Source organism: Synechococcus sp. CCAP 1479/9 (assembly GCF_019038535.1).
Lineage (GTDB): Bacteria > Cyanobacteriota > Cyanobacteriia > PCC-6307 > Cyanobiaceae > Cyanobium.
Window position 1 is genome coordinate 125,239 of record NZ_JAFKRK010000016.1, and the last position, 21,896, is coordinate 147,134.

Genomic DNA, 21,896 nt, shown 5'->3' on the forward strand with positions numbered 1-21,896 from the left:
TTCTCAACCCTCATGGAAGAACGGGTCCGGCAGTGCCGGATTTCTCAACTTGGCGGCGGCACCGGCGCCGACGACAGGGAGACCCTTCGGATCGAGCAAACCCAACTGCACCAGAACACTCGCCTGGTCCCAGTGAATGTGTTCATAGGCAACCTTGTCGTCTTCGCATCCAACGATCACGACAAACACGGCCTCGACCCTGCGCCCAGTGGGTTCAACCCCGGGCAGGATATGGTCCATCTTGATGGTATGGGTGAATGAGATGATCAGTTCATCCACGAGTCGTTGTTCGCCATAGGTTCGCGACACCGTTTCAAAAACGACATCGGGCGGAAAGAACTGACCGATGAGCCGCTTGGCATAGAACCTGCGCACACCCTGCGGACCCTGACCGCCCACCATGGTGGGAACATTCACGAGATGGGGATCTGGCGACATGGTCGCCAATGTTTCGTCGAGGTCGCCAGCCAGTTCGGCCTGCAGATGCGCGTTGAAGATCGCATCCAGTTTCTCGTGCAAAGCCTGCGTGGTCATCGTGTCTGCTGCCTCAAGCATCTGTGCGTCCAACGTTTGATCGAAGCAGCTGGCGCCGCGGACAGCCTCACTTTACCCATCGTTCAGGGCGGATGTTCGCTGGGATGCGTTGTCGGCCCAGCGAAGCCATCAACATCACCACCGAACAAGCCTGCTCAAGCTGTCCCCTGCCAGATACAGGCCAACCAGAAAAACCACCCAGGCCATCGCCCCGTTTGTATGTCGGGACAGAAGCGCCTCCAGCCTTTTCAAGCCAGGCGAAACATAGTCGTGTAGGAAAAGCCGCGCCACCAGCAGCAGTAACGCTGGTGTGATCATCAACAGGCAATAACCGAAAAGCACCACACCGCGCCCCAGCAGTGACAACTCGGAGGCGGTTAGAAGGCCGATCGCAGCCAGATACGGGATCATCGAAGCGGCCTCGATGACGGCCGCCGTCAACGCAAAGACAACGACCGCTCCGACGGGGGCTGACGGATCGGTCGCATACCCCCGCATCCGTACGAAGAGACTCGGCCCGGTGCGGGCCTGCTTTGCGGCCCGGCGAACAGCGCGACGCTCCTTGCCCGCTTTCGTCAAGGGCTCCATGCGTGCTCCGAGCGCCATCAGTCCGATACCGGCGCCCAGCTGGGCGATCCTCAGCGGTTGTGAGTCTTCCGCCCCCTGCAACACATCGAGCAGCATCGAAGCTCCAAGGAGCAACGCCATCCCCAACAGCAGGTAGAACGCGGCGACGGTGCCCAGGAACAGCACAATCCTCCCCGGCCGCGGGCGCCCGGGCACCAACATCAGCCACAGGGGAATCAGCAGCGTGCCGAAGCTCGTGCTGTCGATCAGCGCCAGTGCAACAAGCGGGGCGAGCAATTCGATGGTCATCGATGGCACGCGCGGCTTCCATCAGAATCCTTCCAGTCCAGTGTCCTTCCCCCTTCCGGTTGAGCCATGCGTTTGGCGACACACCACCCGGCCTGGCCCATGCTGTTGTTCGCCGCCTTCGCCGTGGAGGCCGTCCAGGCGCGGGCGACAACCACCCTCGGTGAGGGAGTCCTGCGCCAGGCACCCGCCCTGGGAGCGGTGGCCGTCGTGCCCGATCTCCCGGCCAGCGATCTTGAGGCTCGCGCCGCAATGGCGGCCAACCTGATCAACCTGGGCAACCAGCTCAGTGATCAGGGCCGCCACGGGGAGGCCCTGACAGCCACCGAGGAGGGGGTGGCCATGTTTCGGGCGCTGGCCGACAAGGGGCCCGCCTTCCGCGCCCAACTGGCCTGAGCGGTCAGCCTCTATCGCGAGCTGGTCAAGACGCAGCCGGCCCATCGCGCCGACCTGTCCAGCAGCCTCGGCAACCTGGGCAAGGCCCATGGCGAACTGGGCCAGCTGCGTGAGGCCCTGCCACCCCTGGTGGAAACCGTGGGACTCCTGCGGGAGCTGGTGAAGAACAGCCCGTCCCATCGTGGGGATCTGGGCCGGGCGTTGAACAACCTGGGGTACCTGAAGTTGCTGTTGGGGCAGAAGGATCAGGCGCGAGCCTTGTTGGAGGAATCCCTGGCGTTGGTGCGCCCCCTGGCGGCCAGCAACCCTTACTACCAAGGGGATCTACGGCGCACCATGGCCAATCTGGAACATCTGAAGCGCCAGGGACGCTGAGGGAAACACCTGGGTCAGCGATGGGCTGCGAGTGCCATGTGATGCGCGTGCCTGTGCGCATCGACATCCAGCTTGGCGTCCATAGCACGCAGCCCATCGACGTACGCGATCGGCAGGCCGTGCTCAACGGCACCGGCGATCACCAGAGCCCTGTACCAGGTGAATGGCAGGAGACTTGCATCGACGTGGGTCGCGACATAGGCCGTGGCCTTGAGCATTCCGTCCTTGCACTCGACCAGGACGTGCTTCTCTTCGTAGCCGAAACCCAGTCCTTCAGCACGGTCGAGATGCGGCTTCTCCTGCGCGGGAATCTCGTACAGAACGCCATGGACGACTGAACTTGGATCTGCAGGGACGATGTCGCACTTGCCGGATCCGTCCTTCGCGACTTTGTGCCACCGGAGCGCGTGGGCACGCAAAGTGGCGGTGCCAACAAGCCGAGCCCCGGGAACGCGCTGGCGCAATCGTGTGGAGAGCATGTTGGAGCCGTAGGCAAAGTTGAGGTGTGCCACGGTGATTCCGGGAGTGAAGCCTGACGATGAGTTCAATGGTGAATTGAATCTGTGGCTGTATGGACTACATTTTCGCAGCAAAACCATAAGTCGCAAGTCAGAAGCTGTCTACCGCAGGCACTAAGCGCCGGAACGGTGCTGCCACGGATAGCTATGCGGAATCAACGCAATCAGCGGCTGCCTTGCGACCCTCGTGGACGCCTCGGCCCTTGAGATGGGCTGAGTGTCTCGCGCGACCCACGGCGGAACCGCCCGGCGAAAGCTGGCCAGAATGGCGATCGATAAGCATCCAGCCCATGGCTCTCGAGCTGATCCCGCTGCAGCCCCAGCACCTTCCCGAAGTGGCCCGGATCTGCCACGACGCCTTTGCCAGCCTTCACGACCGCCATGCGGTCCCCAAGGACATCGCCGACATCGGTACGGCGGAGATGATCCTCTCCCATTTGGCTGGACGTCCCGACTACACCGGCGTCGTGGCCGTGCTCGACGGTCGTCCCGTGGGGTCCAACTTCCTTCTCCATGCCGATCCGGTCGCCGGGGTGGGGCCGATCACCGTGGATCCGGTTGTCCAGTCCAGGGGCGTCGGTCGGGAGTTGATGCAATGGGTTCTGGGCGAAGCGGAGCGGCGGGGCATTCGCGCCACTCGCCTGTTCCAGGAGGCCATCAACACCACGTCGTTAGCGCTCTACAGCCGGCTGGGATTCGCTTGGCGGGGCACGGCGGCGGCGATGCAGCCCGCTGCCGCAGGCAGCGATGACCCGTCGATCCGCCCCCTCAGCGCCGATGACCTGGACGCCGTCCATCGCCTGAGTGAGGCGGCCTACGGCTTCTCGCGCGGCGGCGACGCCGCGGGGTTGCTGGCGGGGGGGATCCCCGGCTTCGTGCGGGAGCGCGAGGGGCGGTTGGTGGGCTACAGGATCGCCTCGCTGTTCGGCCACGCCGCTGCCGAAACGGACGACGACCTGCTTGCCCTGATCGCCCACAGCGCTCGCCATGTCCCGGCCCCCATGGCGGTCTTCCTCTGCCCGCTTCACCGCTCCGAGTTGTTCCGTCGTGCCCTCGAGGCGGGCCATCGCACGCTGAAACAGCTGACCTACATGTCCTACGGGGAGTACACCGAACCCCTGGGGGTGTATTTGCCCTCGATCCAATGCTGAGTGTCACGTGGCGGCAACGGTGTCATCCCAGCCAATTGATGTGGTCCCCGGGAATCGATTCACGGTGAATGAGAATCCTCATCCTACCAGACTCGGCCGTGTCTCCACCATGAAAAGAATCCGCCATACGCCCGAGCAGGTGATGCGCAAGCACAACATCGCTAAGTGTGTTTTCTCACTAGGCCGTTTATTGATCTGCAGTCGCTAACCGCCTCCACTCAGCAGAGGGCATAAGCCAAGGGATTCAGCCCTCATGGGTGTAACTCATTCATGCCCCCGTCTGCTGAAGTGGATTGTTGGCTTGCCTTCCCCGAGTGGCAGAAATTTGAGGCCATGGCTTAGGGGCTTTATTTCACTTGACTTCTGTCAAGCGTGGCAGCTTCCACGTGCCCTTCAGGACTGGATCCTTAGGGCCATACAAACGCGCCACGAAGAAGAAGGGTCCAGCTGGCGCAGGCAACCAATTCGAGACTTTGTCCGCTCCTGGATTCTCGCTCTGGATATAGATCTCAAGGGATCCATCGGTTCCCAGCTTCAGGCCTGATGTGCGATCACCGATCGAATAGCGTTGAATGGGGTTCTCCACAAGCAGGCGTTCCGGCAGCTTGTACATCGTCACCGACCAGAACTCCGTCACCGGTGGCAGCTGGCCCGGTTCGAATCGCAGCACCCATCGCTTGCGCCCATCAAGCACCTGGCCGTCGGACCCGGTCTGCTGGGTGGCATAGAAGGCCTCTTCACCGCTGTTGCCATAGATCCCCAGCATCGCTCCCATCGAGCGGAACGTGAGGTAATCAGACCCCAGTTGCTGTCTGCTGCCGAAGAATCCCTGGGAGCTGGTCTGTTGTTGGGCCTTGGCCTTGAGCTCCTGGCGGGCCTCGGCCACCCCTTCCTCCAGGGCGGTGCGGAGCTTCGTATCCAGCCTGGCCGGATCAAAGGGCAGGCCGGGGCCGATGCCGATGCGGGCGAACCGGGCCCGCATCGCCCGCTCCGATGGCACGACGGGCATGAACGGCAACAGGGCGTTGAGGTAGGTGATGAAGCCGATCCCTTCCGCTTTGCTGGCGTTCCAGGCGGGCCAGGCCACCGCTGGGGCGGGCGGTGGCGCCGGTTGGCCTGTGAATCGCGACAGGGGCGTGAGGACGTATTGGCCCTGGATCGCCTTCAGGGCTGGGATGTCATCGGGCCCGTTCAACTGGGTGCGGGTGAGGGTGCCGACGAAGTCGGTTTCCGCCCGGAACACCTTGGTGATGCCCTTCGGCACCGTGCCCTTCCAGCGGGGTCCGGCGAAGAGATAGGTGCCGGCCCCGCGGCCGGTGGAACGCACGCCGGTGTAGGCGAAGTTGTGGGTGTAGAGGTCAAACCACTGGTTGACGTAGTAGCGGGGTGCCGGCACCGCGGGCAGCGACAGCACGATCGGCTCGGTCCGCAGATCCAGCCAGGCCCAGGAGTAGGGCGTGTCGTTGTTGGGGGTGACGATGTCCTTGTCGGCCGGGGTGGCCGAGCGGCTGTAGTGGCGGAAGCGGTCGAAGCCGCCCACGTAGCCCGTGAACGCCTTGTTCTGGGTCTGGTTCCAGAGGGTCTGGTAGCCCTGCAGGGGGGCATAGGCGTAGAGCCAGGCCTCCTTGGCGATGGCGCGGGCTTCTGCGGGGCTGGGCGCTTTGGCCTGGCTCGCTGAGCTGGCGACTGGTGCCGAAGCCGGTGTCGCGGCCAGGGAACCCAGGGGACTCAGCGGTAGGGCGGCGATGAGGGCGGCGATCAAGGCGACCGCTGGTCGGCTGGGGGTCGGGACCATCGTGTTGGCTGGGAACGCTGTGGGTATGGAGGGCGGCTGTCAGGCGAAGGGTTGCCTCAGGGCTTGAGCGCTTCGATGTCGTTCAGCTGCCAGGCCTTGCTGAAGTAGGCCTCGGTGGGGCCGTAGAAGCGGAAGTAGGCGAACCAGCCCTTGCCGGGGGTGGTCTTGATCCAGTTGGCGGCGCCGGCCGGCCGCACCGGGCCAAAGGTCACATCCACCGAGCCATCGGCGTTGGTGACCAGATCCGGCTTGCGGGAGCTGAGGTCAGCGGCGCCCTGGTCGGTGATCAGCGGGCCGCGGCTGAGGTTGTCGTAGAGGGTGATCGACCAGAACTGCTTCACAGGCGCGCCCGCCGGCACGCGCATCCGGTAGGTGCGGCCACCATCGAGCCAGCGGCCCTTGGCATCTTTGGAGGCCTCCAGGTACACCTGGCCAAAGCCCACGATCCGCCCCTGCATCCCCGCCGACATGCCGATCGCCTCGTAGAACCAGGAGCTACGCTCGTCGAGCTGCACCCGGCGTCGGTCGGGCGTTTCCTGGTCGAGGTCGAACAGCACCGCGTACTCCCAGTGCTTGCCGGGGTAGACCGTGGCGCCAGGGATTCGCTTGTCGTAGGCGATGGTGCGGGCCATCAGATCGCCCACCTGGGCGGCCTCCGTGAGCAGCTTGGCCTGGCGGGCATCCGGTTGGAAGGGCTGGCCAGGGGTGATCCCCAGAGGAGCCAGCATCCCGAACAGCATGCGGTCGCGGGGTGCCACCGGCTCGTTGGCATAGAGCTCGCTCAGCAGCCGCCAGTAATTGAGGTCAGCGGGCTGGGCCGACTGCCAGGGGCGACCCGCCACAGGGACATAGGCGTTGGTGGGCGGGTTGTCCCGCTGGTTCCAGCCGTAGAGCCGGTGGCGGCGCACGGTGGCTTCGGCCACGGCCTTGTCGGGATCAAGGCCCCGGGTGCCGAACCAGATCTGGTTGCTGGGGGAACGCACCAGTCGGTAACCCGGGGCCACCGGCTCGGGGCTGCCGGGGGGCAGGATCAGATACTTGCCACCGGCGCCCTTGTCGGGTCCCGTCTGGCCCATGTCAGTGATCGGCTGTTGCCAGATGTCCATCACCCCGCCGGCGGTGAGCCCGGCGGGCACCTCGATCACCAATGGGCCCTGCTTGGCCAGGTCCCAGAAGCTGAAGGCGTAGAGGGTGGTGATGTTGGGGGTGAGCATCCCCGCCTTGTCCTTCAGGGTCTGATAGAGCACCACATCGCCGTTGCGGGCACCGAAGGTTTTGGCCTGGGCGTCGTAGAGCGCCTTGAAGCCCACAGCCGGCAGGGCCCAGAGGTAGGCCTGGGTGGCGCGGTGGAAGTCGAGCTCGTCGTAGAGCCTGGCAGCGGTGGCCTTGGTGGGGTAGCCGTTCTCCAGTTGAAGAACCCCAAGCCTTGTCTGTTGGACATCAGCTGCTGCGGGCTGCTTAGCCTGCACGCCACTGAAGAAGCTGATACCGGCCAGGGAGGCGATCAGCGACGTCCGAAAGAGGTTGAGCTTCAAGGATTTAAGTCAGCGATCGACTTTAGCTGCTCGATCAGCGACGGCCGAGCCAACGCCAAAGTTCAGCTGCGGGCGAATCAAACAAAGCGCGCGTAGCGAGCAATCAGCAGATCGCCCGACTACTGCAACGAACGTTAGCGAGCGGGCGCATTGATCGCGACGATCAAGGGTTGGAAGAAATGTGCGTCTCGGCGGACCACCGACGTGAACCCTGCTTCGGTGAGCAGTTGTTCGAGCGTTGGGAGCTCGACCGCGTAATAGCGACTGCGGAATGCGTGAACGATCGCCGGTTCGGCGCTGCGCTGTTCGGAGAGGCGGAGAGTGAGATCGTACAGGTCACCGGCCCAGTTCCAGACTTGCTCAGCGTTGTAAACCCGGTCGTCGACGACACGGGTACCGTACGAGTGAATGTCCGGACTACGACGCTCGATGGGGGCATAATCGCGGACGGAGATGAGAAGGACGCCGCCAGGCTCGAGGAGACCACGGCATTCAATGAATGCCGCACGGATGTCATCGTCGGAGAGTAAATGCGGAATGGCGTTGTCGCACGCGATGACCGCGGGAAACCGACGATCAAAGCGGCTCGACAGATGTCGGAGGTCGGCTACAGTAAACGCGATCGCCAGGCCGCGCACGGCAGCTTCTTCGCGGGCGCGACTGACGGCTTGCGGCGAGAGATCAGATGCGGTGACACGGTAGCCGAGGTGAGCGAGGCCCAATGCCTGTGTGCCAATGCCGCAGGCGGCGTCGAGAACGTCGGAGCCGGACGGCACGTCAAATTCGCTGAGCACGTGCGCCAGCCCGCGACTCTGACGGCCTATGCTCGCGTCCCAGTCCGGATAGAGCAGGTGGTAAAACGGGGCGAGCTCGTCATAGAAGTCCTGCGTCATCACTGCGAAGGTTAATGTTGCTCGCTAACGCCAAGATCAGAAGCGGGGAAAAACCTAAGCATAATAGGCAACTGTTAATCCCGTCTTCTGGATCTTGATGTTAGGCGGTTTCGGCTTCATCGTCTACCGGTATCTTCTTCACTAAAGCCTGAACTTCAGCGGAAAGAACCGAGTCCGTCTTTGCTGCAACTGCCAGATCATCCTCAAGATAGCCTATCATTGTCGATGAAAGCGTGTGACCTCCAGGGAGTATTCTCTCATTGATTGTGCGTCTCATCCGGCGCATGGCCGACCTAACAGCCTCGGCCGACTCTGCATCGATAGCCGTCGAAAGAGCCTGCGACTGTGTCAACAGAATGTTAATCGGAATATCCTTAAGCTCCCAGATATGTTCTTCAACTTCTCGCACAAGAGCTTCGGTCTCTTTGTTTTTCTTGATGAGCGTATCGGATACAGACTTAAGATCTGAAACCATGGAGTCTAGCTTATTGTCTCGAGTCTCGCTTTGCTCAATACTCTTAACAAGGTCTTTGCGCACAAAGTCTAATTCATTAAACAGTCTGGTCGCTGAGCTTTCTTGTCGTGCATCAAGTTGTTGGAGAAGCTGCGCTTCATGTTCATTGAGCCTAGCCCCAACCTGGGCTAAAACTGCCTGAATCTTGGCTTCTAGATCGTCTTTGAGGCGTGTCTTGTCATTTTCATACATTCGAAAGTTTGCGAACCAGCCAAAACCGGCAAGCAGGGCCACTATAGTACTTAGTGCCGTCAGCGACCAATAGACCGTATCGAGAAGCGATGAATGATACTCTTTGATTGCCGATAGCTGCGCTCTTGTAGCCGACAGATCAGCCTCAGTTTGCGTAATTAACTGTTGGGGTTGCTTGACGATTGACATCAACGGCGCTGTGGGCAATGACTCACTGTTTGGCTTCGATTCAGCAGCACTATTCACCTGCAGAGTTAGATTGAGAAGGACAATCAGAAGGGTTCCTCTAGCTTTCATGATTTCCAGTCGTGTTATGCAAGTCTAACGCTCATCATCACCCGCCCGAAGCAGCGCCTGCAGGAGGCGGCTGCCTTAGGCCGGGACGGGTGAATGATGTTGTTGGGCCACGCCTGCGGAAAGCCCTTAATCACTGGCACACTATTACACTTGTTTTCACAGAAATGCAAAGCATCATGGATAGACTTGTGTAAGATTGTCATGCTGAAGTCTTAATGAAGCGAACTCCCGAGCGGAAGCTATGGAAACATCGGGTTGACCTAGTCGCTTTACAAATTGCTGCAGCCGCGCTTCAAAAGCCTCCAGTTCTGATCGATCTGCCGGTTCTTCGTACACAATCATTAAGTCGATATCTGCATGCAACCTTCTCCGTAGAAAGGAACCAAACGCATAGACGCGGACCCCTGGGATCGGCTTTGCCTGTCGGCTCAAGTCCTTAAGCTGAAATTCGCGCAATTCACGATCAGCGCGAAGCAGAAAGTTTAGATACTGCTCGCCCTTAAAGTTAATCGCACCCATGAACTCTCCAAGCATGAAGAGGCCAATACCATGCTCAATGCACTGTCGCTTTGCAGAGTCAGAGTAGCGAGCGGCAGGGCTAGAGCAAATAATTGCGTCAATGGCAGGATCTACCTCAAGAACACGCTCAAGCGTGTAATCAGTAAAATAATATGTATTAGTCACAAAAACAGTAAGCTCCCTTCCATCGCACAGTTTGACAACCATGGTTCCACGATTAAGTTCATGTAAGCATTCAATGGCGTTGTGGCGAGACAGGAAGCGTTCGATAAAAGTCTGTATCGTATTGTAGCGAAACTCTAATTCTTCCTGCTGTGCGGCAGCAGGGGGCTTGCACTCAATGCCGAGGCGAGATTTCACGCGATACTCAAAGGAGCGCGGGAAGAGCTTATAGTCATTGACCTTGTTGTCCGTTAAACAGTTGTATTGAAACGCGTCGGCATGGATCTTGTATTCAAGCATCCACGAGTAGACTTTCCAAGGGTATGGAAAATTCCTTTTATTGGTCTCTATGAGTGCGATAATTCTCTGATTATTTGGCAGAATGGTATCTAGGCAGCGCCTCCTCCATACTTTGAGGCCATCGCCACCAAGCCCAGCCAGAATCTGTTCCGAGTATGGGCCACATTCACGGAAGATTGAGGAGTTCTCCTCGAGAATGTCGTTGACCTCCGAGAGAAGTTCATGCTCGTCTGTGATCTTTGGGATTACGAATAGCGATCTTATCTTGCCTGCGTGCGAAGTCTTCCATGAAAACATCTGCTCGACGCTAAAAAGCTTTTCAAGCTCGTCAACAATCTTGTGACATTCCAGGCAGAGCATGATGAGGTTGGCAAGCCCATCTCTATCTATAAATTCAGCAAGTTCGTGATCACTACGCGGGCCACTGCTTCCCTGTCCAATCACATGCGCGACATTCGCAATACTGACAACCTGATCGCTAACTTCCCTAAAAAGTGGTTTATTGCACGACGGATTCTGGCAAAAGCCTCCACATTGTCCCCAGAGTTGACGGGTCGTATTAACTGGTATAGTCTTACGCGCAACGCTCATTCGATGTCGAGGGCAGTTGTGGGTTGGCGAGGCATAGCGCTAAGACTCAGTGTTGTGCTCCCCTGGGGCGATATCACAAGGTGGTTGTTCGACGGCAATCAAGTGCCACGCTGCATAAAGGCCATGTTCTTTCGCCAAAGAGCGTGCTTCAGGAACAGAATATCGCTTGATTGGTGATATGCCGTGATTAGCGTAGTAGTGAGCTCTGGGAATGCGAAGAAGCTGGTTGTTCGAGCTTTCTATTGCATAGTCGCCAACCTCTACCCACGCATGAACTATGGTCTTTCCTTTATCTATTCCGCTAGGAGGTATCGCAGTTCCATGGACAACAGCGATCTCTTCGGATAAGCCCAGGCATTCGTATAGTCGCTCAAATGCAAGCGCTTCTGACGTGGAGTTTTCCACAGCTTTCTTAATGTGTTGCAACTCTTCTGCGCTCTCAAGAGATGCTTGGTAACAATCGCCGTAGGGTCTGTTCACGTCAATACCTAGTCATGAGGCCCAACGCTCCAGATCAGAAGCGAGCATGAATCTCGGCATAGAAGATAGCCATCGTTCCCGCCTTCTGTATCTGGATGTTAGAAGGTGTCATCTTTCAGGCAAGCAGATAGGATATCAATAAGTTGGGAAACAACCTCTGAAAGCTTGGTATGGGTGAGATGGCCAGCAACTCCAAGAATGAGAGCCTCATTGGCAGTGAAGAGCTGGGTGCCACGGATGAAACTGCCTCGCTTGATGCCAACGGAGAGGAAGTCGGACTCTTTGAGGGCCAAGGCATGAAGATCGCCATATTGCTTGCTGGTGATCTGGCATAGCAGGAAATCACCTCTGCCCACTTCAGCTAGAACCAGAGCAGGTCTGCGCTTGGATTTCGATAGATCAGAATAGGGAACAGGGATGATTACAACATCCCCTACTGAAGGTGCGCCCATGCTTCTTCTTCATCCTGATTGAGCCAATCTTTTGAAAGCGATGGTTCGCTTAAGGCAATTCCGCTGAAAGCTGAATCCATCTCGCTTCTTGGCACTGCGGCCAAGACTTTGAGGCCCTTTTCTAGGTGAACTGATGTATTGAGCCGTATTCTTCCGTCAGGCTCAACGACAGCTTCATAGAGGTTTTCCATTCCCTTCTTTGGAACTCCCTTGCATTCGTGCTCCACCCTAGCCAGGAAATCATCGAACAGCCTGCCCCTGGCTTGCCAAAGGGAGCCTGGGCGCGACTACCCAAGAGATTGAATCGACAGCCTCCTACACATCCTTCTAACGCTCGCCATCACCGGATCGGGTGGACCGCGTGGTCAGCGGCAATCTCCTGGAGCGTCTTGCGACCACTGATCGCCTCCATGGCGACCCTGGCCTTGAACTCGGGGCTGTGTGTGCGGCGTTTGCTCATGGGTGGGAGCCCCTTTCAGGGGCAGTGCCCCGCCTCAGAGGTTAACGATGGGCCCTGTCCAGAAAAGCCAGTCCACCTCAATCTGAGAGCGCAGGCACGAGCCTATCGCCGCCGTCATGGCCATTGTCCAGAAGTTATCTGTGCTGATCAAATTTATCGGACCCGTGCCAATCGAGCCTTCTGCCAGCGCCAGGGATTCCGCCTGAGCGGCCCTCGCCTTGGTCGCCCCAAAAATGATCAAGAGCTCGTGGCAGAAGCGAGGAGACAATTTGCAAATGACCAACGTCAACGCAATGCGGTAGAAGGCAAGATTGGCCAGGGGAAACGCAGATTCGGCTTGGGGCTAATCCGCGAGAAGCTTGCGGCGACACAGGGTTCAGCCATTGCCATGGCGATCCTGGCGATGAACCTGGAGAAGCTGCTCCAGCTTCTTTTTGCCTTGTTTGCCTTCTGGCTGCAGATCCTGAGCAGCCAGCTAGTAGCTCTGGGGCCCCCGCGGATCCTTCTGTCGGTAGTGGGCATGAATGGCCTCGAGATCCAGCTCAGCGGCCAGATCCAACAGGAAGAACACCAGGTGGCTCTCCGGCGGCCACTCCACCGGTGATGGCGGCAGCAGCAGTGTCTGTTCGGGGTTCCAGGGACGGAAGGACTTGGGCTTGGCCATGCCCGATTCTCGCCTCCAGATCCATTGCAGTCACTGGGTTCTGGGCGGATTCCAGGGCGGCTGTGAAAAGGGCGGGCGTTGGATCTATGCGCGACACGCTCCTAGCTGTTCACCACAGATCCAGAGGCGCAGATCCTGGCCGACCGGTGGCGCTGGGGGTACAACACCATTAGGTCGCATTCGGCCCTCCAGGGGCGTACGCCCCTGGAGGCAGCTCAACAGGGAGCTGCCGCATGACCACAACCACCCACTCTCATAAGCCCTGGTCCGATAAAGGGGGTCACGACAGACCGGGTTATTGCGGAGTGGAGCCTCCTTTTACTGAAAAGTCACCCTTCATTGTTCAAAGTCCTATGAGATTGAGTGTTTTTGATTTCAGCAGTTCCAGCTACCTTTAAGCTCACCGGTGGATTCGTCGCGATAGCAACCCTTCTCGGCTTGTTTCTCAAGCACTGCACCCATCATTCTGGCCTTGGCACGGTTTATAGCAGTATTATCCTCTTGAGCCTGACCAGTAATAGGCCTATCGGTTTGAGTCTTTATATCGGCGATATATTTTTTGTACGAAGCAATACTGTTGTTTCTAGCCCTTTCAAGTTCATACTCATAATCTGAAAGCCAGATATCTCCAAACCAGTTAGACTCTCTGCGGAGAAGTCCGTCAATCTGGTCTGCTACGGCCTTTCCATTTTCAGGATTTTGATTGCTTTTCTCTATGAGATCATTAGCAAGGAGCCTTGCATTCCTGCCTAAAGGAGCATTTTTCACGCCTGCCTCGCCAGAAATGGAGAGAGCAATAAACAAGGTGAAGAACAACAAGTACCCCCTCCACTTGCCCGTTGTAACAGCAGCAAAAAAGAAAATCGAAGCACCAAAGCTGAAAACAAGCAAAAATGGGCGTGCAATTAGCCAGCCCCAAATGAAGCCAGCGCTAAAAGAGCCCAGAAGGCCAACGGAAAACAGTGTGAAGAATAGCCGCCAAGAGGATGGGGGCATACTTTGAGGGAATTGAGGAAGTAACGTAATCTATCTAATGCGCGATACGTGTTGGGCTCAGGCAAAAGAGACAAAGTGTAATGATACTGTCGAAGCTTATAACTGCTGCAACTTGCCAAGTGACAGTTAGCCTTGCGGAATTCAACAATGAACGATTTGTGGCCTCCTAGCCGCGATCAAGAAGCGCAACCTTGCTGCCCCATAAAAGACGACATACGCTGCCCCTGAGTGGCAGGCAAGAAGCTTGAGGTAGCGAAGCAGAGAGCTCGTGGTGGCCTGTCCACTCGAGGGGCTTGTTAGGCTAGAGAAAGCAGAAGGCTAAGCTACGTCTGGATCTTTCTAAGAATGACAAACTCCTCGTGGGTCTTGTCGTGTTTGCGACGATTACAATTCGGGCACAAGAGTTGAATATTGGAGATTTCATTGTTTCCTCCTCTCACAAGAGGTGTCATGTGATCACGATGAAACCCGACCTGGCTGAGGTCGGCCTCGCAATAAACACACATTCCCTTTTGTAATGCAAATAGCTCCTGAATCTCAGCAACGGTGAAGCTCCCACCTAGCTCTCTTTGTATTGCCCTGCGTTTGGCCGAAATCAGCGCTGAATATTCTTTGCTTCCCGCTTGACCGTGTTTTCGAAAGCGAGCCGAAGTCTTTTCATCTCTCAAACAACCGCATGATTGCGTATTACCTGTTGTGAGCTGAGCGGTTGCAATGAACAGTTTCTTTCCACAGTCACAAATACATTCCCATTGCGTCTGACGGTATTTCTTCTGCTCGCATTTTCCAGCAACTAGGAGGCGACCAGACTTTTCGCCGATTAAGTCTCTTTTTTGTATAAGCGAGAAGCAGCCACAGGACGTGCGATGGCCGCTCCGAAGTGCACCTGTAGATGCTAGAGAAAAATTACCGCATTCACATTTACACAGCCAAATATTGCTCCCATCCCTCTTCTCGTGATGTCCCATAACAAGTAGGCGCCCAAATGTCTCACCTTCTAAATTCAGGAAATTAGCCGCCAAGCGTTCATTATGCCTTTCTGTTTTGAGGCATCCACAAGAAAGTGTCAGACCTCCTACAAGAGAACTAGTAGTGGCCTTGTGAACAGTGCCACAATCGCAGGCGCATTTCCAAAAATGTGATCCACCTCGTATCCCCAAATGCTGGACAACCAGCAGACGACCATATCTTTTCCCCTTGATATCGATTCTCCGGTTTTGATTTCTCTTGGCCACCATCTCAGTGTGGATACAGCCGCAGGATCTTGTTTTACCTGATGTCAGAAGATTGGTTCTCGTGATTTTGTCGACTCCACAATCACATTTGCATATCCATGCAACAGAGTTTGCCTTTCTGGTTTCCTCTAAAACGACAAGGCGTCCAAAGCGTTTCCCAATTAGCGATGGTTTCTCAGGCATGATTTTGAAGAGGCTGGAATTATTTGCTATTCAGATGCGTGATCAGCTTCGTCGAATCACGACTAAAGCCTAACGCTCCAGATCAGAAGCGGGAAGCTGCCTCAGCATAGATCTCAGCCTTTGCACTCGTCTTCTGAATCTGGATGTTATGCAGAAGCATGGTCTTGATCACTCTTGGGTCAACCAGTCTGGCTCAATTTCGCCACACTCAAAGCTGGTAGATGATTCGAGAGACACTTCCACTTCTTCGACATCAACTTCACCGCCAATACTTTGTAGGTTTCCCGACAACGTGATCACTACCCTCAAGGAGAGTGGGGTTTCAACTGCGCAGCTTCCGCTCCCAAGTGATATCTCTTCGCGATCAACGGAGTCATATGTGTTAAACTGAAAGATGCTTTCGATGGTAACCATCACTTCCATGGATGCAACTACAACGAGTTCGCTGCCATCGAAGTTGATTGGCTGAAAGAGAGAGCCTTCTGAATCAATCGGCTCCAAGGTAAAAGTCCCACGTGACGGAACAAATGAATAGTCGAGTCTGAATCCAAAACTTGAGGACGCTTCCGGATAAAACTCCGTTGCATCAAGTTCTGCATCCAATGCTTCATCAATGCTGTCGCTGAGGTCTCCGAGCTCTCCGATCTTGTACCTCTGAGATAGATGTTTGCAGATATCCTTTGCTTCTTCAAGTTGAAAGAGCCCTAGTGCATCTCCTAAATCTTCAACATGCAACAGACTTGGAGACTGCTTGCAAAACGACTTCCAGTCATTGTCTGTTGAACATACAATAGCCTTTGTCTCATGGGTAATTGCCCATGCCTCTAGTGCCATTAAGGCAACGGCGTCGGGAAACTCGTACTTCTTTTTGCCTACAGCAGAAAATGGTGGCAGCTCTTTGAAATATCGTTGCATTAACTCACTTATCTTTACCGAGTTATCGGCCTCGACAATGCTGACTCCTGCCTCTTCCTCAAAGGTGGCAAAGCGAGTCTGCGCGAGCGCTGCCGGCTCATCTCCCTTAAAGATCTTTTCTTTCACCTCAGCCGCCGCCCTCTGGTCGTATCTCCAATGATCAATCGCCCGGTTGAGAGCACCATCGACATCACGCTTGACCTCAGCTAGAAGATCTGCTAGGTATCTTATGACCTCGGATCTGACAACATCAGAAACCACTAGATTAATTGCGCTGCCTCTAAACTGCCCAAGTTGTCTCAGGACGCCTGATTCAAGGCGGCAGCCGTAGGTGCGAAAAGTCGAGGAATCAATAGACAGAGCACGAACCTCGCCTTTCAGAATCAGCTCTTTGTAGCCCTTGAGCAAGCTTTCCTTGTCTTCATTGGGCATGATTAAATTTGGATCTAGTTGGCAATTCTAGGCGGGGAGCATAAGATTTGCAATGTGACCTCACACGCCCAGTCAGCCGAATGAATAGACAAAAGTGTGCCCGGCATTTTCTGCATAACTCTTTATTGGACGGTTCCGTGAACCAAGGACCTTCCTCTGCTCCTTTCCGGGAACCACAGCTGTTGCCAATCGGCCATCGGTCGAGAATCCTTTCCTGCACAGCGATCTTAGTTGCAAGGCCAATTCCTTGGCCGTGTTTCACGGGTCCGATAACCACATGTAGCCATGGCTACATCATGTCTGCTGGGCTGCAGACACCGAGCGGCCCCCGATTCAACACGTGGGTGTAGATCATGGTGGTGCTCACGTCCTGATGTCCAAGGAGTTCCTGGATCGTGCGGATGTCCTGCCCCCGTTCCAGCAGATGGGTGGCAAAGGAGTGGCGGAAGGTGTGGCAGCTAGCCGCCTTCGTGAGTCCCGCCTCGGCCACGGCACGCTTCACCGCCTTCTGCACCACGCTCGGATCGAGGTGGTGGCGGCCCTGGGTTCCTGAGTCCCGATCATGCCAGCGGTTCTGTTGGGGAAACACCCACTGCCAGGCCCACTCCCGATCCGCCCTCGGATACTTCCTCGCCAGGGCGTAGGGCATCACCACCCGGCCCCAGCCCGCCTGCAGATCACCACGATGCAGCTGGCGCACCTTCAGCAGATGCTCCTGCAGCTGAGGCACCAGGCTCTGGGGCAGCACCGTCAGCCGGTCCTTTCCTCCTTTGCCGTCGCGCACCGTGAGTTGACACCGCTGAACATCCAGATCCTTCACGCGCAGGCGCAGCGCCTCCATCAACCGGAGCCCACTTCCATAGAGCAGCCCCACCACCAGGGCCGCCTCGCCCTCCAGCCGTTGGCGCACCGCCCGCACCTCCGCTTCGCTGAGCACCACGGGCAGCCGGCGCCGTGTCCGCGCCCGCACCACCCCCTCCAGCTCCAGATCCCGCTCCAGCAGCTCCCGGTACAGAAACAGCAGCGCCGCCAGCGCCTGGTTCTGGGTGGAGGCGCTCACCTGCAGTTCTACTGCCAGGTGACTCAGAAAGGCGTTCACCTCGGTACTTCCCATCGTCCGAGGGTGTCGCAGGCCGTGAAAGCGCAGGAAGCGCCGCAGCCACTGCTCATAGGTGTTCACGGTGCGGCGGGCGTAATGGCGCACCTGCAGCTCCTCGCGGTAGCGCTGGATCAGTCCGGGGGCGCGGCTGGCATCGGCCATGGCCTCGAAAGTGGTGGGGACTCTTGAGAGTTCCCCCGCCAGCCCCAAACCCAATCCCCACACGCCCTAATCTGTACAAACCCCATGTACAGACGCCCACCATGGCGCGCGTCTCCGTGACCCACCTGCGCCAGAACCTGCCGTCCTGGCTCAAACGGGTTCAGGCCGGGGAAGCCATTCAGGTCACCTCCCACGGCCGGGTGATTGCCCGCATCGAGCCGGAACAGGACCCGGCCGAGGAGGCCCGCCGCTGGCTGGAAGGGCTGGGCGGCAGCGTCACGTTGGGGGATGTCATCACCTCGATCGCCGATGGCGAAGCCGATCTCGAAGGCGCCGGTGATGCTGACCATCTGTGACACCCATGTCCTGTTGTTCTGGGCCCATGAGCCCGCCCGGCTGTCCCGGCGCGCCGCGACGGCACTGGCGCAGGGGCGCGCCCAGGGCCAGCTGGCCATCGCCGACATCAGCCTCTGGGAGCTGGCCCTGCTGCACGAACGCGGGCGGCTGACCCTCCCGGAAGCCGTGCCCCCGGCCCTCTACCTGCGCCGGCTGCTCGAAGCCCTGCGGCTGGAGGTGCTGCCGATCACCGCCGAGATCGCCCTGCTCTCCCGGGGCTCCCAGTTCCGCCATGGCGACCCGGCCGACCGCCTCATCGCCGCCACGGCCCTGCAGGGCCGCCGGCCCCTGATCAGCGCCGACGAGAAGCTCCGCGCCATTCCGGAGCTGGAGACGATCTGGTGAGCACGTCCGACCGGAGCCGCCCCTCCCCCCTCACCATCCGCCCCCTGCAGAGCGCCGACATCCCCACCATCACCGGCTGGGCCCGCCAGGAGGGCTTCGCGCCGGGCGTGGGCGATGTGGCCATCTACCGCCAGACCGACCGCCAGGGGCTCTGGGTGGGCTGGCTCGGCGACGAGCCGGTGGGGTGCATCGCCGGGGTCCGCTACAACGCCTCCTACGGCTTCATCGGCCTGTTCCTGGTGGTGCCCGCCCAGCGGGGCCGGGGCTACGGCCTGCAGCTGTGGCGCCACGCCCTCCAGCACCTGGCCGACGTGCCCTGCATCGGCCTGGAGGCCGCCCCCGACCGGATCGACGACTACGCCGGCTGGGGTTTCGCACCCGCCTCCCCCACCACCCGCTGGCAGCGGCTCGCCGACGACGGCGCCCCGGCTCCGGTCTCCGCCGCGCCGGAGCCGCCCTGGTGCCTGCTGGAGGGCGGCGCCATCCCGGCGACGGCTGTTCAGCGGTTCGATGCCGAGCGGGAACCCTCGCCCCGCCCCCACTTCCTGCGCCAGTGGCTCCGCCATCCGGCCGGCACCGTGCTGGCCCTGGTGGATCGCCGCGGCGCCTGCCACAGCTTCGGGCGGGTGCGGCCCTGCCTGCTGGCCGATGGCGAAGGCTGGCGTGTGGGGCCCCTGGTGGCGGACAGCGCCGCCGCCGCCCGGGCCCTGCTGGAGGGCCTGCTGCAGCGCCATCCGGGCACGGTGCTGATCGATGCCCCCGGCGCCAATGCCGCCGCCGCCCCGCTGCTGGCCTCGCTGGGGTTCGCCCCGGTCTCCCACACCCTGCGCATGTACCGGGGCGTGCCGCCGGCGGTGTCGCTGGCGGATGTCTACGGCCTGGCCTGCCTGGAGCTGGGCTGACCGTTACGCACAAGTGGTACCGTAAATCAGTACCATGCTGGAATGAAGCGGAAGAACCAGCGCACTCTTGAGCTGATCTTTTCCCGACCTGTGAGCGGCAATGTGCCGTGGAGAGACGTGGAAGCGCTGTTTCAGGAGCTGGGTGGGGATGTCACCGAGAGAGCAGGCAGCCGCGTCGCGGTGGTTCTGTTTGGTGAAGTCAGAGTCTTCCATCGACCCCACCCATCGCCTGATACAGACAAGGGTGCTGTTGCCTCTATCCGCAAATGGCTTGAAGAACACGGAGTGACGCCATGAATCTCATGACACTGGATGGCTACCAAGCCAAAATTGAATACGACCCGGACACGGATCAATTTCGTGGGGAAATTCTTGGTCTATCTGGAGGAGCTGACTTCTATGGCTCCACTCCGGATGAGCTTCGTCGTGAGTTCAAGAAGTCTTTGGAGGTTTTCCTTGAGGTCTGCAAGGAACAGGGAATTGAACCCCGTAAACACTTTTCAGGCAGGTTCAATCTAAGAATCTCGCCTGAACTTCACAAGAAACTGGCGATGACTGCGGAGGTACAAGGAAAGAGTCTCAACAGGCTCGCCCAAGAAGCTCTTCAGAAAAGTGTGACGACATAGACGAGCGGACAGCACGGCATTGGAGTGCACGATCCATCACCGGTTCCCTGCCTGGAGCTCGGCTGACCCCCAGCCCAGCGATGGCTCCCCTACCTTCGGTCCCATGCCGTCGCGCTCGATCCTCCCGTTCCCTGGCCTGGTGCTGCTGTCACTGGTGCTGGCGGCACCGCTGCGGGCCATGCCGATCCCCCTGATGGAGCCGGCGGGCATGGACCTGCTGGTGGCCAACGGCGCCGCCAGGGCCGACTACGGCCCCCTGGCCGAGCAGTTCCTCACCCAGGCCAACCTCGCCTACTGCGGTGTGGCCAGTGCCGCCATGGTGCTCAACAGCCTGGCCGTGCCCGCCCCGGCCGTGCCGGGCTACGGCCGTTACCGCTTCTGGACCCAGGAGAACGTCTTCGAGGTGCCGGCCGGCAGCCAGGTGGTGAGCGCTGACGTGGTGCGGCGCCAGGGCATGACCCTGGCCGAACTTGCCGCGCTGCTGGGGGCCCACGGGGTGAAAGCCGAAGCGATCCACGGCGACCAGCTCAGCCTGGAGCAGTTCCGCGCCCTGCTGCGCGCCAACCTCAGCCAGCCCGGCGACCGCCTGCTGGCCAACTACCTGCGCCCGACCCTCGGCCAGGCCGGCGGCGGCCACATCGCCCCGCTGGCCGCCTTCCACGCCCCCTCCGACCGGGTGCTGATCCTCGATGTGGCCCGCTACCGCTACCCCTCGGTGTGGGTCCCCGTCGCCGATCTCTGGGCCGCGATCCGCACCCTTGATTCCACCTCGGGTCGCAGCCGCGGCCTGGTCACGATCCGGCGGGTTCCTGGCTCGACACCGCCTCCAGGAAGCGTTCCGCCACCCGGTCCCAGCTGAACGGGACCACATGCTCGCGGCCGTAGGCGCGGCAGCGGGCCTGCAGTTCGGGATCGGTGAGCAACTGCAGAAGGGCCTCGGCCAGCGCCACCGGATCCCGCGGCGGCACCAGCAGGCCGGCCTTCCCGTGGGGTACCACCTCGGGGATCGCCGTGGCCGTGGTGCTCACCACCGGCAGCCCGCTGGCCATCGCCTCAAGGAACACGATCCCGAAGCCCTCCTGGATCGACGGCAGGCAGAACACCGCACTGCGGCGGTACCACTCCCGCACGGCGCCGTCGTCGGGCAGGGCCCCCAGCAGTTGCACCACCTCCCCCAGCCCCAGCCGCTCCACCAGCTCCCGCAGCGCCCCGTGCTCCGGCCCATCGCCGATCACTACCAGCCGAGCGCTGGGCAGCTGCTCGTGAACGCTCTGGAACGCCGTGATCAGATCCCCCACCCGCTTGCGCGGGTACTGGCGCGCCACGCTCAGCACCGTGTGGGGTTCGCGGGCCGCATCCAAGGCCGCTAGGGCGGCGGCATCCGCACCGGCCGGGTTCCAGAGCCCGGTGTCAATCCCCTCGGGCACCAGCCGCAGCCGCTCGGCCGGCACGCCGTAGTGGGCTTCGATGCGCTCGCAGCAGTAGCGGCTGGTGGAGAGCACCAGCGGCGCCCGGCGGGCGTTGAGGCGCTCCAGCCGCGACAGACCCCAGAGCATCAGCCGCGGCCAACCGCTCTCGCAGCGCGACTCCTCCGCCAGCACCCCCTTGATGCAGCACACGTAGGGCACCGGGCAGCGGTGCGCCACCCGGAAACCGTCGATGTCGAAGCCCACCACCAGGTCGTAGCGGCCCTCGGCGGCCGCCAGGCGCCTGGGCAGGGTGAGGTTGAACCAGAGGCGGCGCAGCAGCAGATTCCTCGGCCAGGCCCCCTCGGGCACCAGCCGCTCCACCGTGTGGCCCCGGGCGATCAGGGCCCCGGCCAGGCCGCCGATGGCCGCCGCCGTGCCGCTGCCCTCGGCCACGTCCTGCAGCCAGGAATCGAGAAAGGCGATGCGCATCGTGCG

27 protein-coding genes and 3 pseudogenes are annotated in these 21,896 nt (G+C 59.5%); 12 read left to right on the forward strand and 18 right to left on the reverse strand.

Annotation, left to right across the window (positions count from 1 at the left end; genetic code table 11):
* Window positions 1-3: 3 nt before the first annotated feature.
* Together KUG38_RS04930 and KUG38_RS04935 are read right to left on the reverse strand one after the other, a co-directional pair.
* Window positions 4-534, reverse strand: coding sequence for a nuclear transport factor 2 family protein (locus KUG38_RS04930; protein WP_216919506.1), 531 nt, complete (start codon window positions 532-534; stop codon window positions 4-6).
* 135 nt (window positions 535-669) lie between these two features.
* Window positions 670-1,410 (reverse strand): GAP family protein, encoded by a 741-nt coding sequence (locus tag KUG38_RS04935; protein WP_216919508.1) that lies wholly within the window; start codon window positions 1,408-1,410, stop codon window positions 670-672.
* 66 nt (window positions 1,411-1,476) lie between these two features.
* On the opposite strand from KUG38_RS04935, the gene KUG38_RS04940 reads away from it, so the two are divergent.
* From KUG38_RS04940 to KUG38_RS04950, 3 genes and pseudogenes are all read left to right on the forward strand, one after another.
* Complete coding sequence (locus KUG38_RS04940) at window positions 1,477-1,803, forward strand: hypothetical protein (protein ID WP_216919510.1); 327 nt, start codon at window positions 1,477-1,479, stop codon at window positions 1,801-1,803.
* A gap of 54 nt (window positions 1,804-1,857) precedes the next feature.
* A pseudogene (locus tag KUG38_RS17110) lies at window positions 1,858-1,956 on the forward strand (hypothetical protein); the annotation flags it as partial.
* 6 nt (window positions 1,957-1,962) lie between these two features.
* Window positions 1,963-2,178 (forward strand): hypothetical protein, encoded by a 216-nt coding sequence (locus tag KUG38_RS04950; RefSeq protein ID WP_216919512.1) that lies wholly within the window; start codon window positions 1,963-1,965, stop codon window positions 2,176-2,178.
* Window positions 2,179-2,192: 14 nt separating this feature from the next.
* Here KUG38_RS04950 and KUG38_RS04955 read toward each other — a convergent pair whose 3' ends face one another.
* Window positions 2,193-2,690, reverse strand: coding sequence for a gamma-glutamylcyclotransferase family protein (locus KUG38_RS04955; protein WP_216919514.1), 498 nt, complete (start codon window positions 2,688-2,690; stop codon window positions 2,193-2,195).
* A 296-nt stretch (window positions 2,691-2,986) separates the two neighbouring features.
* Here KUG38_RS04955 and KUG38_RS04960 point away from each other — a divergent pair, with 296 nt between their 5' ends.
* Complete coding sequence (locus KUG38_RS04960) at window positions 2,987-3,847, forward strand: GNAT family N-acetyltransferase (protein ID WP_216919516.1); 861 nt, start codon at window positions 2,987-2,989, stop codon at window positions 3,845-3,847.
* A 352-nt stretch (window positions 3,848-4,199) separates the two neighbouring features.
* On the opposite strand, the gene KUG38_RS04965 is transcribed toward KUG38_RS04960, so the two are convergent.
* From KUG38_RS04965 to KUG38_RS05005, 9 genes and pseudogenes are all read right to left on the reverse strand, one after another.
* Window positions 4,200-5,609, reverse strand: a complete 1,410-nt coding sequence (locus KUG38_RS04965; RefSeq protein WP_216919518.1) for a DUF1254 domain-containing protein — start codon at window positions 5,607-5,609, stop codon at window positions 4,200-4,202.
* Between the two features lie 89 nt (window positions 5,610-5,698).
* On the reverse strand, window positions 5,699-7,177 hold the full coding sequence (locus KUG38_RS04970; RefSeq protein WP_216919520.1) for a DUF1254 domain-containing protein: 1,479 nt from the start codon (window positions 7,175-7,177) through the stop codon (window positions 5,699-5,701).
* A 134-nt stretch (window positions 7,178-7,311) separates the two neighbouring features.
* Window positions 7,312-8,070 (reverse strand): class I SAM-dependent methyltransferase, encoded by a 759-nt coding sequence (locus KUG38_RS04975; RefSeq protein ID WP_216919522.1) that lies wholly within the window; start codon window positions 8,068-8,070, stop codon window positions 7,312-7,314.
* Window positions 8,071-8,170: 100 nt separating this feature from the next.
* Complete coding sequence (locus KUG38_RS04980; RefSeq protein ID WP_216919524.1) at window positions 8,171-8,965, reverse strand: hypothetical protein; 795 nt, start codon at window positions 8,963-8,965, stop codon at window positions 8,171-8,173.
* A gap of 282 nt (window positions 8,966-9,247) precedes the next feature.
* On the reverse strand, window positions 9,248-10,645 hold the full coding sequence (locus tag KUG38_RS04985) for a nucleotidyltransferase domain-containing protein (protein ID WP_216919525.1): 1,398 nt from the start codon (window positions 10,643-10,645) through the stop codon (window positions 9,248-9,250).
* Between the two features lie 39 nt (window positions 10,646-10,684).
* Window positions 10,685-11,125 (reverse strand): hypothetical protein, encoded by a 441-nt coding sequence (locus KUG38_RS04990; protein WP_216919527.1) that lies wholly within the window; start codon window positions 11,123-11,125, stop codon window positions 10,685-10,687.
* Window positions 11,126-11,223: 98 nt separating this feature from the next.
* Window positions 11,224-11,577 carry a type II toxin-antitoxin system PemK/MazF family toxin gene (locus KUG38_RS04995; protein ID WP_216919530.1) on the reverse strand — a complete coding sequence of 118 codons (354 nt, stop codon included), beginning with the start codon at window positions 11,575-11,577 and terminating at the stop codon, window positions 11,224-11,226.
* Complete coding sequence (locus tag KUG38_RS05000) at window positions 11,559-11,768, reverse strand: hypothetical protein (RefSeq protein WP_216919531.1); 210 nt, start codon at window positions 11,766-11,768, stop codon at window positions 11,559-11,561. Before KUG38_RS05000 ends, KUG38_RS04995 begins: the two co-directional genes overlap by 19 nt.
* Window positions 11,769-11,926: 158 nt before the next feature.
* Window positions 11,927-12,037 (reverse strand): annotated as a pseudogene (locus KUG38_RS05005) (transposase); the annotation flags it as partial.
* 79 nt (window positions 12,038-12,116) lie between these two features.
* Here KUG38_RS05005 and KUG38_RS16885 point away from each other — a divergent pair.
* Window positions 12,117-12,548 (forward strand): annotated as a pseudogene (locus tag KUG38_RS16885) (transposase); the annotation flags it as partial.
* On the opposite strand, the gene KUG38_RS16890 reads toward KUG38_RS16885, so the two are convergent.
* Window positions 12,513-12,701 carry a hypothetical protein gene (locus tag KUG38_RS16890; RefSeq protein WP_286195758.1) on the reverse strand — a complete coding sequence of 63 codons (189 nt, stop codon included), beginning with the start codon at window positions 12,699-12,701 and terminating at the stop codon, window positions 12,513-12,515. The pseudogene KUG38_RS16885 and the gene KUG38_RS16890 sit on opposite strands and share 36 nt — an antisense overlap.
* Window positions 12,702-12,806: 105 nt before the next feature.
* Between KUG38_RS16890 and KUG38_RS17115 the strand changes: the two genes are divergently transcribed.
* Window positions 12,807-12,938: an integrase core domain-containing protein gene (locus tag KUG38_RS17115; protein ID WP_216920174.1), complete on the forward strand. Its 132-nt coding sequence runs from the start codon at window positions 12,807-12,809 to the stop codon at window positions 12,936-12,938.
* Between the two features lie 138 nt (window positions 12,939-13,076).
* Here the strand turns inward: KUG38_RS17115 and KUG38_RS05020 are convergent, their stop codons facing one another.
* From KUG38_RS05020 to KUG38_RS05035, 4 genes are all read right to left on the reverse strand, one after another.
* Window positions 13,077-13,592, reverse strand: a complete 516-nt coding sequence (locus KUG38_RS05020; RefSeq protein ID WP_216919536.1) for a hypothetical protein — start codon at window positions 13,590-13,592, stop codon at window positions 13,077-13,079.
* Window positions 13,593-14,020: 428 nt separating this feature from the next.
* Window positions 14,021-15,115, reverse strand: coding sequence for an HNH endonuclease (locus KUG38_RS05025; RefSeq protein WP_216919538.1), 1,095 nt, complete (start codon window positions 15,113-15,115; stop codon window positions 14,021-14,023).
* A 168-nt stretch (window positions 15,116-15,283) separates the two neighbouring features.
* A complete protein-coding gene (locus KUG38_RS05030) occupies window positions 15,284-16,462 on the reverse strand; it encodes a PIN domain-containing protein (RefSeq protein ID WP_216919540.1) in 1,179 nt (392 codons plus the stop codon).
* Window positions 16,463-16,751: 289 nt separating this feature from the next.
* Window positions 16,752-17,723 carry an integron integrase gene (locus tag KUG38_RS05035; protein ID WP_216919542.1) on the reverse strand — a complete coding sequence of 324 codons (972 nt, stop codon included), beginning with the start codon at window positions 17,721-17,723 and terminating at the stop codon, window positions 16,752-16,754.
* Window positions 17,724-17,824: 101 nt separating this feature from the next.
* Here KUG38_RS05035 and KUG38_RS05040 point away from each other — a divergent pair, with 101 nt between their 5' ends.
* The 6 genes from KUG38_RS05040 (at window position 17,825) to KUG38_RS05065 (ending at window position 20,851) form a co-directional block, all read left to right on the forward strand.
* Entirely contained in the window at window positions 17,825-18,079 is a 255-nt protein-coding gene (locus KUG38_RS05040; protein WP_216919544.1) for a type II toxin-antitoxin system Phd/YefM family antitoxin, read from the forward strand.
* Window positions 18,033-18,464, forward strand: coding sequence for a type II toxin-antitoxin system VapC family toxin (locus KUG38_RS05045; RefSeq protein WP_286195640.1), 432 nt, complete (start codon window positions 18,033-18,035; stop codon window positions 18,462-18,464). The genes KUG38_RS05040 and KUG38_RS05045 overlap by 47 nt, the downstream gene beginning before the upstream one ends.
* Window positions 18,461-19,366 (forward strand): GNAT family N-acetyltransferase, encoded by a 906-nt coding sequence (locus KUG38_RS05050; RefSeq protein WP_216919546.1) that lies wholly within the window; start codon window positions 18,461-18,463, stop codon window positions 19,364-19,366. Before KUG38_RS05045 ends, KUG38_RS05050 begins: the two co-directional genes overlap by 4 nt.
* A gap of 42 nt (window positions 19,367-19,408) precedes the next feature.
* A complete protein-coding gene (locus KUG38_RS05055) occupies window positions 19,409-19,663 on the forward strand; it encodes a type II toxin-antitoxin system HicA family toxin (protein ID WP_094586285.1) in 255 nt (84 codons plus the stop codon).
* Window positions 19,660-19,992 carry a type II toxin-antitoxin system HicB family antitoxin gene (locus KUG38_RS05060; RefSeq protein ID WP_094586283.1) on the forward strand — a complete coding sequence of 111 codons (333 nt, stop codon included), beginning with the start codon at window positions 19,660-19,662 and terminating at the stop codon, window positions 19,990-19,992. The genes KUG38_RS05055 and KUG38_RS05060 overlap by 4 nt, the downstream gene beginning before the upstream one ends.
* A gap of 103 nt (window positions 19,993-20,095) precedes the next feature.
* Window positions 20,096-20,851, forward strand: a complete 756-nt coding sequence (locus KUG38_RS05065) for a phytochelatin synthase family protein (RefSeq protein WP_286195641.1) — start codon at window positions 20,096-20,098, stop codon at window positions 20,849-20,851.
* Here KUG38_RS05065 and KUG38_RS05070 read toward each other — a convergent pair.
* Entirely contained in the window at window positions 20,784-21,890 is a 1,107-nt protein-coding gene (locus tag KUG38_RS05070; protein WP_216919548.1) for a glycosyltransferase family 4 protein, read from the reverse strand. The two genes, KUG38_RS05065 and KUG38_RS05070, sit on opposite strands and share 68 nt — an antisense overlap.
* Window positions 21,891-21,896: the final 6 nt, after the last annotated feature.